The 15,698-nt window shown below is 47.1% G+C and carries 18 protein-coding genes; 12 read left to right on the top strand and 6 right to left on the bottom strand.

Annotation, left to right across the window (positions count from 1 at the left end):
* Positions 1-338 precede the first annotated feature (338 nt).
* Together ACO05E_RS04940 and prfH are read left to right on the top strand one after the other, a co-directional pair.
* Positions 339-1,511 carry an RNA ligase RtcB family protein gene (locus ACO05E_RS04940; protein ID WP_419811876.1) on the top strand — a complete coding sequence of 391 codons (1,173 nt, stop codon included), beginning with the start codon at positions 339-341 and terminating at the stop codon, positions 1,509-1,511.
* Positions 1,508-2,128 carry a peptide chain release factor H gene (prfH, locus tag ACO05E_RS04935; RefSeq protein WP_419811875.1) on the top strand — a complete coding sequence of 207 codons (621 nt, stop codon included), beginning with the start codon at positions 1,508-1,510 and terminating at the stop codon, positions 2,126-2,128. The genes ACO05E_RS04940 and prfH overlap by 4 nt, the downstream gene beginning before the upstream one ends.
* A 71-nt stretch (positions 2,129-2,199) precedes the next feature.
* Here the strand turns inward: prfH and ACO05E_RS04930 are convergent, their stop codons facing one another.
* Complete coding sequence (locus ACO05E_RS04930; RefSeq protein WP_419811874.1) at positions 2,200-3,834, bottom strand: cytochrome-c peroxidase; 1,635 nt, start codon at positions 3,832-3,834, stop codon at positions 2,200-2,202.
* 174 nt (positions 3,835-4,008) lie between these two features.
* On the opposite strand from ACO05E_RS04930, the gene ACO05E_RS04925 reads away from it, so the two are divergent.
* A complete protein-coding gene (locus ACO05E_RS04925; RefSeq protein ID WP_419811873.1) occupies positions 4,009-5,415 on the top strand; it encodes an ATP-binding protein in 1,407 nt (468 codons plus the stop codon).
* On the top strand, positions 5,412-6,089 hold the full coding sequence (locus ACO05E_RS04920) for a response regulator (protein ID WP_419811872.1): 678 nt from the start codon (positions 5,412-5,414) through the stop codon (positions 6,087-6,089). Before ACO05E_RS04925 ends, ACO05E_RS04920 begins: the two co-directional genes overlap by 4 nt.
* Positions 6,090-6,111: 22 nt before the next feature.
* On the opposite strand, the gene ACO05E_RS04915 is transcribed toward ACO05E_RS04920, so the two are convergent.
* The 5 genes from ACO05E_RS04915 to ACO05E_RS04895 are packed head-to-tail and all read right to left on the bottom strand — an operon-like array spanning position 6,112 to position 9,099.
* A complete protein-coding gene (locus tag ACO05E_RS04915) occupies positions 6,112-6,453 on the bottom strand; it encodes a type II toxin-antitoxin system HicB family antitoxin (RefSeq protein WP_419811871.1) in 342 nt (113 codons plus the stop codon).
* On the bottom strand, positions 6,450-6,704 hold the full coding sequence (locus ACO05E_RS04910) for a type II toxin-antitoxin system HicA family toxin (RefSeq protein ID WP_419811870.1): 255 nt from the start codon (positions 6,702-6,704) through the stop codon (positions 6,450-6,452). Before ACO05E_RS04910 ends, ACO05E_RS04915 begins: the two co-directional genes overlap by 4 nt.
* 10 nt (positions 6,705-6,714) lie before the next feature.
* Positions 6,715-7,221, bottom strand: coding sequence for a DUF6998 domain-containing protein (locus ACO05E_RS04905; RefSeq protein ID WP_419811869.1), 507 nt, complete (start codon positions 7,219-7,221; stop codon positions 6,715-6,717).
* A gap of 38 nt (positions 7,222-7,259) precedes the next feature.
* Positions 7,260-7,919 carry a replication protein P gene (locus ACO05E_RS04900; RefSeq protein ID WP_419811868.1) on the bottom strand — a complete coding sequence of 220 codons (660 nt, stop codon included), beginning with the start codon at positions 7,917-7,919 and terminating at the stop codon, positions 7,260-7,262.
* Positions 7,831-9,099: a DnaT-like ssDNA-binding domain-containing protein gene (locus tag ACO05E_RS04895; RefSeq protein WP_419811867.1), complete on the bottom strand. Its 1,269-nt coding sequence runs from the start codon at positions 9,097-9,099 to the stop codon at positions 7,831-7,833. The genes ACO05E_RS04900 and ACO05E_RS04895 overlap by 89 nt, the downstream gene beginning before the upstream one ends.
* Before the next feature lie 93 nt (positions 9,100-9,192).
* Between ACO05E_RS04895 and alr the strand changes: the two genes are divergently transcribed.
* The 8 genes from alr (at position 9,193) to ACO05E_RS04855 (ending at position 15,573) form a co-directional block, all read left to right on the top strand.
* A complete protein-coding gene (gene alr, locus ACO05E_RS04890) occupies positions 9,193-10,275 on the top strand; it encodes an alanine racemase (protein ID WP_419811866.1) in 1,083 nt (360 codons plus the stop codon).
* 147 nt (positions 10,276-10,422) lie between these two features.
* The gene (locus ACO05E_RS04885) at positions 10,423-10,830 is read left to right on the top strand and encodes an MmcQ/YjbR family DNA-binding protein (RefSeq protein WP_419811865.1); all 408 of its coding nucleotides are present in this window, start codon (positions 10,423-10,425) and stop codon (positions 10,828-10,830) included.
* A 22-nt stretch (positions 10,831-10,852) separates the two neighbouring features.
* On the top strand, positions 10,853-11,314 hold the full coding sequence (locus ACO05E_RS04880) for a flavodoxin domain-containing protein (protein ID WP_419811864.1): 462 nt from the start codon (positions 10,853-10,855) through the stop codon (positions 11,312-11,314).
* Between the two features lie 392 nt (positions 11,315-11,706).
* Entirely contained in the window at positions 11,707-12,327 is a 621-nt protein-coding gene (locus ACO05E_RS04875; protein WP_419811863.1) for an imm11 family protein, read from the top strand.
* 213 nt (positions 12,328-12,540) lie between these two features.
* Positions 12,541-12,882 carry a hypothetical protein gene (locus ACO05E_RS04870; protein ID WP_419811862.1) on the top strand — a complete coding sequence of 114 codons (342 nt, stop codon included), beginning with the start codon at positions 12,541-12,543 and terminating at the stop codon, positions 12,880-12,882.
* Between the two features lie 139 nt (positions 12,883-13,021).
* Positions 13,022-13,810, top strand: coding sequence for an enoyl-CoA hydratase/isomerase family protein (locus tag ACO05E_RS04865; protein ID WP_419811861.1), 789 nt, complete (start codon positions 13,022-13,024; stop codon positions 13,808-13,810).
* Positions 13,811-13,842: 32 nt separating this feature from the next.
* Entirely contained in the window at positions 13,843-14,814 is a 972-nt protein-coding gene (locus ACO05E_RS04860) for an NAD(P)H-dependent flavin oxidoreductase (protein ID WP_419811860.1), read from the top strand.
* Positions 14,815-15,012: 198 nt separating this feature from the next.
* Entirely contained in the window at positions 15,013-15,573 is a 561-nt protein-coding gene (locus ACO05E_RS04855; RefSeq protein WP_419811859.1) for a DUF4136 domain-containing protein, read from the top strand.
* The last annotated feature ends 125 nt before the right edge of the window (positions 15,574-15,698 follow it).

Here is a 15,698-nt window from a genome sequence, read left to right as displayed (position 1 = left end):
ATCAATAGTGAAGCATGTGGGCAAGCTCAGAAGGTGGGGTTTGTTGAAGATGAATGCTCTTCTGTTATGACTGTTTAGACTTTTTTGAAGGGATTTGGCAGCAGGCGCACAGCCTGTATTTTTTAAATGCTGGATATTTTCTTGACTTACGGAGTAAAACGATTAAGCTCCGCACATCTTTTCTACTTACCCACTGCGAAGGAGGTTGTTATGTCTTTATCTAAAACTCTGTTCGCAGGTCTGGCCGCTTAAGCACTCTTCTTATTTTCTGCTTTGCCCGGCCGTTGGCCTGCCAATCTGATTTCAAAATTCATTAAAATTTAAAACAGGATTGGTTTATGGGCATTTCTCATAATCAAACGCCTGCAGCTTCCTCCTGCGCCGATATCAAGGTTATTTCGGCGACTGAAAACTGGATGGAAGGTGCAGCGCTGCAGCAGTTGCAGAAAACTGCTGAGCTTGACGGTATGGTGGCGGTTGCTGGCATGCCAGATTTGCATCCGGGTCGTGGTTACCCAATTGGTGCCGCTTTTTTCTCTGTTGGTAAGTTGTATCCGGCATTAGTCGGTAATGACATTGGTTGTGGTATGAGCTTATGGCAAAGCTCTATCAAAGTGCCACGTTTACATCTGGATAAGCTGGCTAAGCGTCTGAATGACGTTGAACAAGCATTGGATGACACTTGGTCTGATCTTATTGCTGAGCGTAAGTGTGACAAAAATATTCAGTGCAATCATTTTGATCACTCGCTGGGAACCATTGGTGGTGGTAATCACTTTGCTGAATTTCAGGCGATAGACGATATATTGATGCCAGAATTAGCCAAGCAGGCAGGCATTGATAAATCCCAGCTGTTGCTGCTGGTGCATTCTGGCTCGCGTGGTTTAGGTCAAAAAATACTGACAGAACATATTCAGCAATTTAATCATGATGGGCTTATTGCCGAGAGTGATAACCAAAAAGACTATATTGAGCAACACGATGAAGCCGTCCGTTGGGCGGAATTAAATCGTGAGTTAATTGCACGTCGTTTTCTGAAAGCGGTAAAAGCCAAAGGGCAGTGTTTGTTAGACATTAACCACAATACGGTATTACCCGCTGAAGTGAATGGCCAACAGGGATGGTTACACCGCAAAGGTGCAACACCTGCTGATCAGGGCATGGTGATTATTCCGGGTTCGCGTGGGGATTACAGTTATCTGGTGAAACCGATAGAACAGAATATTGCGGCCAGTCTTTTTTCTCTGGCGCATGGGGCTGGCCGGAAATGGAAACGAACCGAAGCGAAAGAGCGCTTGTATCAACGCTTTAAACAGCAAGATTTGCTAAAAACATCACTCGGCAGTCGTGTGATTTGTGGCAATAAAGAGTTGTTGTACGAGGAGGCTCCGCAGGCTTATAAAAGTTGTGATCAGGTGATTGCTTCGATGACTGAGGCTGGTTTGATTCAGGTCGTTGCGCGCTTACGCCCGGTATTAACATTTAAGACTCAAGGAAAATGCTCAGGATGATATTACTGCAATTATCAGCCGGGCAGGGCCCGGACGAATGCGCCAGAGCTGTCGCTCTGGCGCTGGGTAAAATCCAGCAAGATTGTCACCGTGCTGGTGTCAGGTTAGATATTGTTGAGTCCCAGCCTGGTCAACAGAAGCGCTGTTATCAGTCGTTAATTTTGTCACTGGAGGGTGACGCGTCACTATCTGTCGCTGAACGCTGGAGTGGTAATTTACTCTGGATTTGCCAAAGTCCATTCCGGATTGGCCATAAGCGGAAAAACTGGTTTTTTAGCGGTCAGCGAATTGATGCCGGGCTTGAGGCAAGTGAACTCAATGAAAAGGACATTATTTTCACGACTTGTCGCGCTTCCGGAGCTGGTGGTCAGCATGTGAATAAAACCAACTCGGCCGTTCGCGCGCTACATTCACCAAGCGGGCTGAATGTACGGGTTGAAACTGAACGTAGTCAGCATGCGAATAAAAAGCTAGCCATCCAGCTGCTGGCTTATAAGTTAGCTGAACAGGAAAAGAAGGGAGCTTCTGTGCTGAACGCCAATCGACGTATGACCCATCACCAACTGGAGCGGGGGAATCCAGTAAGGATATTTAAAGGCGAGCGGTTTAAAGAGTAAAAACGTTAATGCGCTTTATCGAGAAACCCGATTGATGACAATCGGGTTTCTCTTTTAAGGCTTAAGATGATTCACAAAAAATTATTATTACTATCCCGGCCAATTAATAACTGATCATCCGGGTTTTCAAAACGATCAGCGGCATCATCGGCAATCCAGTCACTCATGCAATCTCGGTTTTCGATACAAGGGTCGGTTAGTGCTTCCAGAAAGGCCACCAGATCACTCACATCCTGATTATTTAAGCGAATACGGGGCAGTTGCGAAGAGCCATTGTTGCGTTCGTTATCCAGTTTGTCGGCAGCCGCCAGGCTATGGCTTAGCGATTCCAGATACAAATTCTGGCAGTTACTGATATCGCGGAATTGTTGCAGATCGCACTGGCGATTATCGCGGAAATAGGCTTCAACCGACGCACGAGGGTTCACATAATGGCGCACCACTTGCTCTAAGTCGGCAAAGGCTCCGGTATGGCCATACGGCGCGGTTTGAGCAATATTTAATAACGAAGGCGTGCGGAAACGATAACGATCATCGCTGTTGCCGGTTTCCCGTTCGCGGCCAAAGTCATCGCTGTTGTTTATGCTGCTGACACTGTTAACGCCATCACCTTTACCCGGACCAATTTGTGGGAATGCCACCACATGATGTTGTTCGTCACTTAACAGTGGGCCATTGTGGCAAGCAGAACAACCCGCCCCCCCTTGTTGTGGGGTATTAAAAAATAACAGTGCACCACGTTTTTCTGCATCAGAGAGGGCGCTGGTATTACCCTCTAAATAATTACGCCACGGCGAATTAATAAACACCATTGAGCGTTCGTATTCACCAATCGCAAAGGCAATATTATCGAAGGTAATTAAATTTTCTGCCGATTCGTTTTGAGCAAAAGCCTGTTGAAAAAGAGCCAGCCATTCGTTGCGGGCTAATTCACCCTGGCCGTCACCATAATTGCCAATACGTGCGGCTAAGTGATCGCGTACGGCTGTATTGCTGTTGCCGGACTCAAAGGTCGTGCCGCGCATTTCTTCGGCGGATGTCACCGGGAAACGTGCCTGAGCCGCTGCCAGATTAGCTCCGGCGTTGGCATCGGCCTGTAAATAAGGAGAGTCTGGTGTGCGGATGCCGCTAACGGCACCGTTAGCGTTGGCTTCTTTGCCGAGACTCTCAACCCGGGAATCCCAGAATAAACTGTCATCCCATAACGCCACATTAAAAACGGTAGGAGAGTTACGTGGCACTTCCGGCAGGCCAGAGGTATGCACTCTGCCAGGGCCGAGAACATCCGGAGCAACCGCGCCAACTCCCACTGGCAGGCTTAGCTGATCGGCTCCGCCCAACATCGGGTGGTGGCAGGTGACGCAAGCGCTGTCAAAATCGCCGCCCAGACTTTTACTGAAAAACAGTGCTTTACCCAGCTGGGCAATATCGGAATCAATATCCGGAATCGTGCGATTATTGGTCGCTGATTGGTCGAGGTTTTGTTGTGCAATCAACGCCTGTAGTTGTTGATCCTGTACTGTCAGAACGGTAGGTGTTTGCGGGTCAGCTGTTTCCGCTGGATCTTGTGTTGTGCTGGTGGTGTTGCTTCCGCCATTTCCACCTTCACTATCACCGCCACACGCTGTTAATAGCAGGCCGGCAAATAATGAGGCAACGCTTGTTTTGGTTAACGCTGTGAGTGTTTTTATTGGTGATGTTCTCATCCTGACGCTCCTTTTGGCGTTCTTATAAGTGCTGAATTTCACTTTAGGGGTCAAAAGCGCAGGAATTCGTGAATGAATGTGCAAGCAATGTGAAAGCGTCGGGAAAAGCGTGAAGTGTGCAGCAAATTTCGTTAATTTATCGTTTCACACTCCGATTGATTTTCAGGCATTCCGTTGACGATTCAGAATAAATTAATAGCCGCTTTTTTAGGCACCATCTCTTTGTTATTGCTGACGATGGTGCTGGCCGTGCAATGGAGCTTTGATCAGGGCTTACTGGAATACGTGAATCGCCAGCAGTTACAGCAGCAGGAGCGTTTGGTGCAACAGCTGCAGCGTTATTACCAACGCTACGGTAACTGGGATGATATTCGTGTTCACTGGCGTTCGATAATGGACAAGGTACTGGAACGTGAGCGCAAACGCTTTAGGCAAGATCGATTGAACAAAGAAAAATCGCCTCATATTCCACCCTCGGGCCATAAACCACGCCGTGGCAGCAATAACTTTCGCCCGGGTTTATTAGCGCCGGATAAAACCTTATTGCTCGGGCGTTATGAGGAAGATTTTGCCCTGTCTGAAATTCGTGTTGATAACCAGCTGGTAGGCTGGGTAACTATGCCGCCGGCGAAACAACTGACTGATGCCGCTGATTTAGCATTTCGTAATCACCAGCATAAGGCGTTGCTGGTGGTCGCTGCGGTGATGATTGTGATTGCGTTATTGGTTGCCATTCCATTAGCACGTCACTGGACCCGGCCATTACGTTCGATTGCGCACACCACACACCGTTTAACTCAGGGCGATTATCAGCAGCGCTTAACACCTCATGGGCGCGATGAGCTGGCGCAGCTGGCAAATGATGTGAATGCCCTGGCACAAACGCTGGAAGATAATGAAAACGCCCGTAAACAGTGGGTGGCCAGTGTGTCGCATGAATTGCGCACACCCGTCGCGATTTTACGTGGTGAAATTGAAGCCATTATGGATGGCATCCGACCACTGGATATGACCAGTTTAAAATCTTTGCAGCAGGAAGCCGAACAACTGACCCGGCTGATTCAGGATTTATACGAATTAACCAATGCCGATCTGGGGGCCATGCGTTACCGCAAAGAGTCTTTTGATTTAACAGTATTATTAGACGACACACTGGCGGTTTATCAAACCGCTCTGCGCGATGCTGGTGTGCAGTTACACTGGCAGGCACAACATAGTGTGCCGGTATGGGCTGATGGCAACCGGCTGCAGCAGGTGCTGGAAAATATTTTATCCAACACCATGAAATATGCGGCGGCAGACGATTTGTACGTCACGTTGCAGGCAGAGCAGAACACCGTTCAGCTAACCATTGAGGATTCCGGTCACGGTGTTCCGGATGACGCGCTGGAAAAATTATTTGATCACTTATACCGGGTTGAAGCCTCACGCAATCGTGAGACCGGTGGTTCCGGTTTAGGTTTAGCAATTTGTAAAAAAATTATAGAAGCACACGATGGTAATATTCATGCCTTTAACAGCCAATATGGTGGATTGGGTATTAAGATAACTTTGCCATTGTTTGCGGAGCATACACGATGAACATTCTGATTATTGAAGACGAAATTAAACTTGCCACTTTATTAGCCGATTATTTACGTCAGGCTATGTATCAGGTGACCATGGTGCACGATGGCAATGAAGCACTGGAGGTATTTCAGTCAGTACAGCCGGATTTAGTGTTACTCGATCTGATGTTGCCAGGCAAAGACGGGTTAACTATTTGTCGGGAAATACGCCAGCAATCGGATGTGCCAGTGGTGATGGTTACCGCCAAGGTTGAAGAAATCGATCGCTTATTAGGACTGGAACTGGGCGCTGACGATTATATTTGCAAACCATTCAGCCCACGTGAAGTGGTGGCCCGGGTTAAAGCAATTCTGCGTCGGGTAGAGCGCCTGCAACAACCGCAAGCCGCGGCTGAAGAAACGTCACTGCAATTGAATGTGGATAAACTGCAAGCCAGTATTTGTGGCCAACCACTGGATTTAACGGCTATCGAATTTCAATTATTACAAACCTTATCGCAGGAACCGGGACGGGTCTTTTCCCGTGATCAGTTAATGGATTATATTTACCGCGACCACCGTGTTGTTAGTGACCGTACGGTCGATAGCCATGTTAAAAAACTGCGCAAAAAAATGTCGGAAGCCGCGCCACATCAGGAATGGATTTATTCGGTTTATGGCGTGGGCTATAAATACGAAGGGGATTGAGAGGAAGTGTTAGAAGCTTGATTCAGAACCCATCTGCAACGGTGTGAGATATTGAATCGACAACTAGCTGATTGATACTTTTACCCGCTGCGGCGGCTTTTAAAACCAAAGATTCATGGAGTTCCGGGCTGAGGCGCACATTAAATTTACCGGAGTATTGTTTTTTGGGAGAAACGCCGTCTTCTTCACACATTTTTAGGAACATCGCCAATGAGGCTTTTCCTTCTGTTTGCAAACCGTTGATATCAGCGGCGTAAAAGTCAGCGCCGCCGTTCAGATTAATAAATTCACCTCTGAACATTTCAATATCAGGGTCATAATTAATAACGGCATCATAGCCATCAATTTTCATTACATTAATCATGGTGTTACTCCATGTGCTTCCAGCCAGCGACGAATACTGGCGACAGCGCCTTTGTCGGTATCCGGAGAAGGGTGTGGGCGATGGAATACTCTGCGTTCGTCAAACAGACGAACCCCAATTCGCGAACCTTCTCCTTCGGTAATTTCTGCACCCAGTTCAAGGAAAAGCTGCTCAATGTCTTTCCATTTTACATTGCCGCTCACTGGGCGGTTGAATATAAGCTCAAGCGTCTTCTGATGCTTTCTTTTCATATTAGTACCATTATTTAGTACCGTCAATTGTTTCGGAACTTACAGCAACTTCCAGCTGATGTTGAAAGGATTGAACTCTTTGGTCTTTTAGAATGGAACCGCGAAGGTTTAAAACATGGGCGTTTGTATGTTGACGATAGCTGGCGTACTCACTAATGACGGCATGGGGCATGATAACGGCATCAAGGACATTGAATGCTTCATCGAATATTACGACTGCTAATTCATCAAAGTCGTTTGATTCGAGGTTACGTATGGCGCTTAGTTGCCTTGATGGGTTCTTAGCGGTAACCCGGCGGCCTTTGATTTGGATTTTTGAATGAGATGCAGAAATGGCATCGAAGCCTGCTTTGGAATTTTCAGCTAGCTCCAGGTTCAAGGCTTTGGAAACAAGCCATTCAGTATAATCACCAAGCGGATTATTATGTGTTCTCACAACTCCACGTTCGCGGAGTTCATTTGTAATACTGGCTTGCAATTGCAGGAGCTGTTTAACATTAAAGTTTTTAAAATCCATTTTAATATGCAGTCCTTCTAAGTTTTATCTGAAAATATTTACAGCGCCTTCATCAATGCCGCCAGCCGTTGCTTTTGCTCTTTGTTGTTCAGCGGGTGTTCGATGGTTTCCGGAATGGCTCTGGCAATTTCCATCTCCAGTTCTTCCCCGTTTTGAATACGTTTCAGCAGAATTTCATAATTACGCTTATACACCGGAAAGGCTTTGTCTTCGGGGGTATTGGCAATAAAATACCAGTCGCTGGCGCGGCCGGCGAAGTACACTGCCGGATGGCTCCAACGGTATTCTTTTTTTGGCGACGGCGCACGGCAGGCTTCGATATAAGCGGCGTAGGCGTTGGGTAAACCCAATACTTCTGCGCTATCACAACGCTCTAATACTTCGTGTACGCTGGGCAAAAAGCGGCTTTCTTTAACGGCTTTTTCCGCCGCCCGCATAATCACCTCTCCACTGTATTCCACCAGTAAACGCGACCATAAACGCTTCGCCATAATCATGGTGTCGTAATCCGGAAACGCCTTTAAAAACTGGTTGTGATAATTAAAGCGGAATAATTCAAAAATCTGATTAATCGCTTCTTTTTGTTCAACCGTAGCGTCCGGCGTTTGTTTACCAGCTGGTGTCTTTGAGTCGCTGGACGCTTGCTTCAGCTGTTGTGTAACCCGGTTGAGCAGCTGTGTGCTGGGTGTGTTGTCCATGTTGTTCTCCCGCCGGGTTATTGTTTGAGTGGCTGTTGCCTGAGTGATTGTTGGTTTGAGCTAAACGCTTGGCCCATTGTTGTTTCACATATTGTAAAAAGCGGCTGTTCCAGCTGGTATGCACCTGATTGGAATCGCGCCAGTACAGCACAAATTCAGGCACCAGACTGTGGGCAAACTGATGATCAATATGACCCATGGATAAAATATCAAAACAATCCGGGTCGGGTTGCCAGTTTTCAGCGATGCGGGTGGGTACGGTTGAATGCTCGACCGAAGCACTGTAACGCGCCCATTGCTGGCGCACATGCTGAATAAATTTGCTGTTCCAGGTTTTAAAGGCGTCGCCACGTTCGGCCCAATAAAGCACAAACTCGGGTACGGCATCCTGAATAAATTGTGGATCAATTCCGGCCCGTTGCAGAATCTGACAAGCATCCTGACTGGGCAACCAATCGCTCTGAATGGCTTTGGCTTCGTCGGCCTGCACGGTAAAGGCAGTGCGGTCGCGTGAAGGATTCTGGTTGGCAAAGGTAGGCTGACCAAACGCCTGCTGCTGTAATTGCTTTTGCTGGCGTGCGGCATCGTTCTGAGCATAAGCCCACTGACTTTTCACGTGCTGGAAAAAACGATGATTCCAGTCTCGGCGATTTGCGCCTAACTCCTGACCTTTCAGAATAAAGCTATCCAGCTGGGTCATGGCAAAGGCACTGCTGATACCGTGTTGCTTAAGACGTATCAGCGTATCGGCGCTGGGCTGCCACTGCTGCCCCAGCGGTTGATGCGGAGATTGCTGCCCCTGAAAAGCTGATGCTTGTGGTGCCACTGGTTGCTGGGCCTTTCTTTGTTGAGGTGCTGCTTGTTGAAGTGCTGCCTGCTGCATTGCGAATGGCTGACCAAAACTAAATATCAGCCCCTCACCATCCGGGAACACCTCTCCCTGTAACTGCACCAGGCCTTTATCGATCAAGCTGCGTAACACCCGGCGAATGGTGACATCATCCCAAAACGGCAAGTGATTGCGTAACGTCTGGTTATACAAACGAACCCAGGCCTGCTCCTGCAAGCTGGCTGCATCGTTTAATACGGTGAGCAATACTGCTTCTTCCAGCCCAATGGTGGCCGCCAGAGTGGCAGACAGTGGGATGGTTTTGTCAGTAAACAGCGGATGGCTGGGCATTCATCGGGTTCCGTGTTAGTCGTTCAGTTTCACAATCTGCTATTGTACCCGTTTTGCCACAAGCTACTACTTTTGCAGTGAGTTAAGCCTTTTATGACACGTCCAACCCAAGCTCTTATCAACTGGTCTCATTTTCGTCATAACTACCAATTGGCGAAACAAAAGGCCGCCGGGCGCGTCTATGCCGTGATTAAAGCCAATGGATATGGTCATGGCATTGTCGCCTGTGCCCGGGCATTGGGCGATGCCGATGGTTTTGCCGTGGCCTGTGTTGATGAGGCTTTGTTGCTGCGTGAAGTGGGCATTAAACGCCCGGTACTGGTATTGCAGGGCGCCTATGATGCGACTGAATGGCAACAAGCCAGTGCCCACGATTTGCAGTTAGTGATTCATCACTCTCAACAACTGGCAGAGCGCGAAAAAGCCGTATTGGAAAACCCGGTGGGTGTCTGGCTGAAAATTAACTCGGGTATGAACCGCTTAGGTGTGCGGGTCGAAGAGTCCGAAGCGTTATTGGCGGCCATTGAAGCCGATGAACAGTTGCAGCTGAAACATGTGATGACTCACTTTGCCGATGCCGATACCGCTCAGCCGGAAGCGTTGGCGGATTCAATGGCAGCCATGCAAACTCAACCCTGGCCCGTGCCGCTGAGTGTGGCGAACAGTGCAGCCACCATCACTCAGCTGGCGGCGGAGATCGAAACCGAAGATTCCATCAGCCGCCCAGGCATTATGTTGTATGGATCTTCTCCACTGACGAATCAGAAAGCCGCTGAATTGGGGTTAAAAACTGTGATGTCGTTACGCTCCCAGGTGATTCACACCCATGAGGTTAAAGCCGGAGAAAAAGTGGGTTACGGCGGTGACTGGACGGCAGAGAAAGACAGCCGTATTGCGGTGGTCGCCATTGGTTATGGTGATGGCTATCCGCGTCAGGCTCCTTGTGGTACCCCAATAATGATTAACGGCCACCGCTGTGAATTAGTAGGGCGGGTATCCATGGATATGATAACTGTGGATATTTCTGAATTTGATGATATTGAGATTGGGGACGTGGTTGAATTATGGGGCGAGCAAATTGATGTGGATGAAATTGCCTCTCTGTGTAACACCATTGCCTATGAATTATTTTGCCAGCTAACACCGCGGGTAAAACGGGTGGCTGTTGAGAGCTAAGCCCTCAAAATGAGTTGAATAGATAGATTGTTTTTCAAAGCAGCCACAGGATGTGGCGGTAGGATCGCCGGCACAAGGATGTGCCGTCCGATCCGGTGGCTGAAAAATAATGTATTCGTTTAACTCTACTATTCAGGAATCTAAAAAATGGATCATTTAAAAATTCGCGAATATTTATTATCCAAGCCTGAAGCCTGGGAAGACTTTCCGTTTTACCCGGACGTTGCGGTGATAAAAGTTAAAAATAAAATGTTTGCGACTTTGTCTCCTGTCAATTCAAAAGAAATCGAAGAACGCGGTAGCGGCTACCGGATGAATTTAAAATGCGACCCGGAAGAAGCAATTCAGCTGCGTGATGTATTTGACTCCGTACTCGCCGGTTACCATATGAATAAAAAACACTGGAACACCATTATTCTTAACGGCGAAGTTCCTATGGGTGAGCTGGAGCGAATGATTGATAACTCCTATGCACTGGTGCTGAAAAGTATGACCAAGGCTGAACGTCGATCGTTAGAAACCAGCTATTCCCAAGAAACACTGTATGGCCAATAGCCAAATTAATAAGAATGGAATTATGAATATTACGATTCTGGCCGGTTCGGTAACCGGCAATGCACACCGAACGGCCGATGCCGTTTCTGCATGGCTCACTGAACAGGGGCATCAGGTATCACTGAGTAAAGAACCCTGGGCCAGCGACTTAGAGCCTCAGGCCGATGCCTATTTAGTGATTACCTCCACCACCGGTCAGGGTGGCTTACCTTTCAGCCTGTTTATGTTCGCCAATGACTGTTTTGAAGACGGCAAAGACACCAGCATAAATAATGCACCGTACGGAATTATTGGCTTAGGCAGCAGCCGCTATCGTGATTTTTGTGCCGCCAGCGAAGAAGTGGATCTGATCATGCAAGACTTAAATGGCAAGCGGGTGGGAGATATTTGCAAGATTGATGTAATTGCAGACGATGATCCAATACCTAAGTCACTGGCGTGGACGGAAAATTGGTTAATGCAGCTTATGTCAGAGGCATCATAAGGTTTTAATGCTGGATAACACCATAGATAAGGTTGATTTGCTGATGATGCTATGTAATTCAGTTTGTTCTATGCAAAAAAATTAAATCACCGGAAAATATTCCTCGGATTTGATTTTGTCGTAGCCTGGGGGTAATAAATCAACAACAGAGATTCTTGCCTCCAATGAATAGAAAACTTAAATATTGTACCTGTTCTAGGTCATAGGAGACCTCACCTTGAGGAATACCATCAACAATTTCTTTGCTAGATTGTCGGATTCAATAAGAGGCCTTCAGTCTGAAGGCCAATCCTACACAGTAGCCTTTAAAGAAAGGCTAAAATGGATCGGTAATGAAGCGAGAACACCAGGTTCACAAGTAAATAATTGGCTCACGGGAGTCGGTAATTAAAATGAAATATTTTCTTTTACAAGACGGCATGTGGCTTCCTAAAGAAGCTGATCGCTGGAAATTGGGAAGGTTATCTTTTGAGATTGAATCGAAACTTTGGGAGTATGAACAAAATATTTCTGCTGGTCGTTTATCGGGCTTAAACAGTCCGATTGATATAACTGTCGCAATACCGGGTAAACCAAAAGATTTCAATTTTGTTATGGGTGCGAAAGAGCCTCCGGTTGTCAGTGCCAGATTTAAAGAGACCGTGCTCAGCGCAACAGAATCTGAAATCCGCCAAAGCGTGCATTTTCATCCAGTGACAATTAATGTTCCAGTAGTTGAAGATGACTTTTATTTAATGCTTATTCCAGGTAGGTGTGATGCAGTAGATGAAGAAAGGTCAGAATTTATAAAGTTTACAGAAGATGACCCAGTCCGGCCTGATTTAGCTGGTCAATATAAGGTTTTTAATAATCTTATTATCAATCCAGATAAAGCAGCACATTGTATTTTCCGACTGGAATATGCTGAAACGCAAATTATCATTAATGAACCATTCAGAGTACTCCTGCTGGAAAACAATTTGACGGGTATAAACATTAACCCAGTTAACGGCGAACAACAAACAGTCTGTTAGATGTGAATCTGGACTAGAAAACAGGTTTTACTATAATCTGCATTCTTGCTTTGGTTTTATTAGTTCATACCTAATGTGACACTTCGATTTGAAAAGAAGAAAGTTCCCCATGTTGATTTTGGTGTAATAAAAAGGGGGCGTTGGCAGATTAAAATCTGCGTTATTTAAAATAAAGCCAGAATTTGAGACTTTAAAAATATAACAGGAGCTAGAATGACTGATCCGATTGAAGAGCAACGTCAAATAATTGATAAATTGTATTTGATTGTTAAAGGCAGCACTCCAGAAAATGCTTCAACATCGAGGTGTCGATTTGACTATGATCATGGCTATGAAGATGGGAGTAGTAGCGTTGGCTCTGAATTCGTTTATTTTATTGGAGAGGAAGCTAAGTCGCTTGCCTTAGATGTAAATTTGCGGAGGCCAGTAATGCCGCTTGTCAAGGAGCTCCACGCCAAAATGAAAGCGCATACCGGTGGCGATTGGGATGCCTTTACACTCACTATTGAAGAAGATGGACGGGTGACTACTAAGTTTGAGTATCCGAACCAATAGCCCGGCCCGTTTGGCAGCCAGCTGCGGCTTACGCTGCCCCCCCCCTTCTTAACAAATGTTATTTTTGCCACGCCGATAAGATGTTAGGGTTCGCGCAGCAATTTTTTGAATTCCACTATCTGAAGCGGCGGCAACCAGCATGGCATACCAACTTCTGACCTTTTCTCTCGATCAGGGCATCGCCCGTATTACCCTGAATCGCCCGAAAGAAGGCAATACCTTTAATCAGGCGCTGGCCGATGAGCTGGATGATGTTGTGCGTGAATGCATGATGAACTCGCAGGCACGCGTGGTGGTGCTGTCGGGTAATGGCAAGCTGTTCTCCGGTGGTGGTGATCTGGCGTATATGCAGGCCAATGCCGATCATCTGGATGTGGCGATCAAGAAGCTGGCAGACCGTCTGCATTCGGCCTACTCTGCGTTATCACGTATGTCGGTGCCGGTGATTGTCAGCGTGCAGGGCACCGCGGCTGGCATTGGCCTGAGTCTGGCGTTGCTCGGCGACCTGACCATTGCTTCCGATAAGGCCTATTTTGCCGCAGCTTACACCGGTGTTGGCCTGAATCCAGACGGTGGTTTAACTTATTTTCTGCCACGCGCGATCGGAGTAAAACGGGCGCAGGAATTTATTCTGCTCAACCAGACCATTAAGGCCGAAAAAGCGCTGGAGTGGGGCATGGTGAATCAGGTTGTTGCCGCAGAAGAGCTGGACAACACGGTTGATGCGCTGGCCAAAAAACTCAGCGAGGGCTCTCAGGCCTCGTTTGCTGCTGTTAAACAGTTAATGTCACGCAGCTTTGATGAATCACTGGAATCTCAGCTGCATCACGAAGGTATGTTACTGGCGCGCAATGCGATGTCGGAGAATGGTAAAGAAGGCATTCAGGCATTTATCGACGGCCGTAAACCCGAATTTAAGCACGATTAATTTCAATACGATTAACAAGGAAATTAACAACGATGAAAACCAAAATTACAGAAATGTTAGGCATTCAGCACCCAATCATGCAGGGTGGTATGCACTACGTGGGTTTTGCTGAATTAGCCGCTGCGGTATCGAACGCTGGTGGTATGGGCACCATTACTGGCCTGACTCAGCGTTCGGCGGCGGATCTGGCCAACGAAATTGCTCGTTGTAACGATATGACCGACAAGCCATTTGCGGTAAACCTGACCTTCTTGCCAACCGTTAATACCCCTGATTACCCGGGCTATATCGATGCCATTGTGAAAGGTGGTGTGAAGGTGGTTGAAACCGCTGGTCGCAGCCCTGAAAAATACATGCCGTTGCTGAAAGATGCCGGTATTACCGTGGTTCACAAATGTACTTCGGTAAAACACGCGCTGAAAGCACAAGCGATTGGTTGTGATGCAGTATCGGTTGATGGTTTTGAGTGTGGTGGTCACCCGGGTGAAGACGATATTCCGAACATGATTCTGTTGCCGCGTGCGGCGGACGAGCTGGAGATTCCATTCCTGGCGTCTGGCGGTATGGCCGATGCCCGTTCTCTGGTTGCGGCATTAGCCATGGGTGCAGAAGGTATCAACATGGGTACTCGTTTTGTAGCTACTCAGGAAGCGCCAGTACACGAGAATGTAAAGCAAGCGATTGTGAATGCTACTGAAAAAGATACCCGCCTGGTGATGCGTCCACTGCGTAACACCGAGCGTGTATTAACCAATCCAGCGGTTGAAAAAGTGCTGGAGAAAGAGCGTGAGCTGGGTGCTGATCTGACCTTTGATGATATCGCCAATGAAGTTGTGGGTGTTTACCCACGGGTGATGAAAGACGGTGATATGGATGCCGGTGCCTGGTCTTGCGGCATGGTGGCTGGTCTGATCCATAGCGTACCAACGTGTGAAGAACTGATTTCCGGCATTATGAAAGATGCGGATGCCCTGATTGCCGAGCGTCTGAAGTCCATGCTGTAAGCGTTACTTCGCTCGACCAAATGGTTTAAAAAAGCACACCTTGCTTTAAACAGGGTGTGCTTTTTTTGTTCTGACGATTGATAAATTGGGCGGTTGAAAAAGATTTGATGTTTGTTAACACATCTCAATTGCACCACAAAAAGAAACTGATAGAGTGTGTACAAAACGCCTTCTGGCAAATTAATAAAGGACGATATTATGTTAAAACACATCATGGTATGGGCTGGCATCTTACTGTTAGCAGGCTGTAGCTCAATCAGCACCGATTATGATTACAACGAAGACGTAAACTTTGCCGAGCTGACCAAGTGGAATTGGTTGGAAATGACAAAAGACACGGGCTCACACAAATACCATGTTGATGGTTTAAACGATCGCCGTATTCGTGAAGGATTAGAGCAGCAATTAACCGCAGCCGGTTTAACCAAGGTACCAGCAGCAGAAGCTCAGATTCTGGTGAACTACCTGACCAAGGTTGAAAATAAAACCGATGTAAATACTTTCTACACCAGCTTTGGCTACTATCCGTATTCAGTTCGTGGCTTTGGTGCAGGCTTACAGGCTGACACCCGTGTGCATGAATACAAAGAAGGCACATTGATCATTGATATTGTGGATGCCAAGAGCAAAGAATTATTGTGGCGTGGTGCTGGCTCTGACACGATCAAAGAAGGCCGTACCCCGGCGGAGCGTACTGAGCAGATTCAGGAAGCCTTAAAAACTATCTTCGCAGCCTATCCTCCGGGCAAGAAGAAGTAATCGCCCGATCAAAGCATACGCTATTACCAAAAAGCCGGATTCGTCAGAATCCGGCTTTTTTGTTTTCGCAGGGTTTAGATGTATTAGTTCAGATGTATTAGGTTCAATGTATTAGATCAGATGTA

This window comes from Bacterioplanoides sp. (assembly GCF_965226395.1).
Lineage (GTDB): Bacteria > Pseudomonadota > Gammaproteobacteria > Pseudomonadales > Oceanobacteraceae > Bacterioplanoides.
This window is presented reverse-complemented; position numbering and strand designations above follow the sequence as displayed.

Coding starts and splice junctions, on each gene's coding strand:
- ACO05E_RS04860 (WP_419811860.1), top strand. CDS start 13,843: ATGAAAACCAAAATTACAGAAATGTTAGGCATTCAGCACCCAATCATG.
- ACO05E_RS04900 (WP_419811868.1), bottom strand. CDS start 7,919: ATGGACAACACACCCAGCACACAGCTGCTCAACCGGGTTACACAACAG.
- ACO05E_RS04865 (WP_419811861.1), top strand. CDS start 13,022: ATGGCATACCAACTTCTGACCTTTTCTCTCGATCAGGGCATCGCCCGT.
- ACO05E_RS04895 (WP_419811867.1), bottom strand. CDS start 9,099: ATGCCCAGCCATCCGCTGTTTACTGACAAAACCATCCCACTGTCTGCC.
- ACO05E_RS04915 (WP_419811871.1), bottom strand. CDS start 6,453: ATGATTAATGTAATGAAAATTGATGGCTATGATGCCGTTATTAATTAT.
- ACO05E_RS04880 (WP_419811864.1), top strand. CDS start 10,853: ATGAATATTACGATTCTGGCCGGTTCGGTAACCGGCAATGCACACCGA.
- ACO05E_RS04930 (WP_419811874.1), bottom strand. CDS start 3,834: ATGAGAACATCACCAATAAAAACACTCACAGCGTTAACCAAAACAAGC.
- ACO05E_RS04910 (WP_419811870.1), bottom strand. CDS start 6,704: ATGAAAAGAAAGCATCAGAAGACGCTTGAGCTTATATTCAACCGCCCA.
- ACO05E_RS04905 (WP_419811869.1), bottom strand. CDS start 7,221: ATGGATTTTAAAAACTTTAATGTTAAACAGCTCCTGCAATTGCAAGCC.
- ACO05E_RS04885 (WP_419811865.1), top strand. CDS start 10,423: ATGGATCATTTAAAAATTCGCGAATATTTATTATCCAAGCCTGAAGCC.
- ACO05E_RS04940 (WP_419811876.1), top strand. CDS start 339: ATGGGCATTTCTCATAATCAAACGCCTGCAGCTTCCTCCTGCGCCGAT.
- ACO05E_RS04920 (WP_419811872.1), top strand. CDS start 5,412: ATGAACATTCTGATTATTGAAGACGAAATTAAACTTGCCACTTTATTA.
- ACO05E_RS04855 (WP_419811859.1), top strand. CDS start 15,013: ATGTTAAAACACATCATGGTATGGGCTGGCATCTTACTGTTAGCAGGC.
- ACO05E_RS04875 (WP_419811863.1), top strand. CDS start 11,707: ATGAAATATTTTCTTTTACAAGACGGCATGTGGCTTCCTAAAGAAGCT.
- ACO05E_RS04870 (WP_419811862.1), top strand. CDS start 12,541: ATGACTGATCCGATTGAAGAGCAACGTCAAATAATTGATAAATTGTAT.
- alr (WP_419811866.1), top strand. CDS start 9,193: ATGACACGTCCAACCCAAGCTCTTATCAACTGGTCTCATTTTCGTCAT.
- prfH (WP_419811875.1), top strand. CDS start 1,508: ATGATATTACTGCAATTATCAGCCGGGCAGGGCCCGGACGAATGCGCC.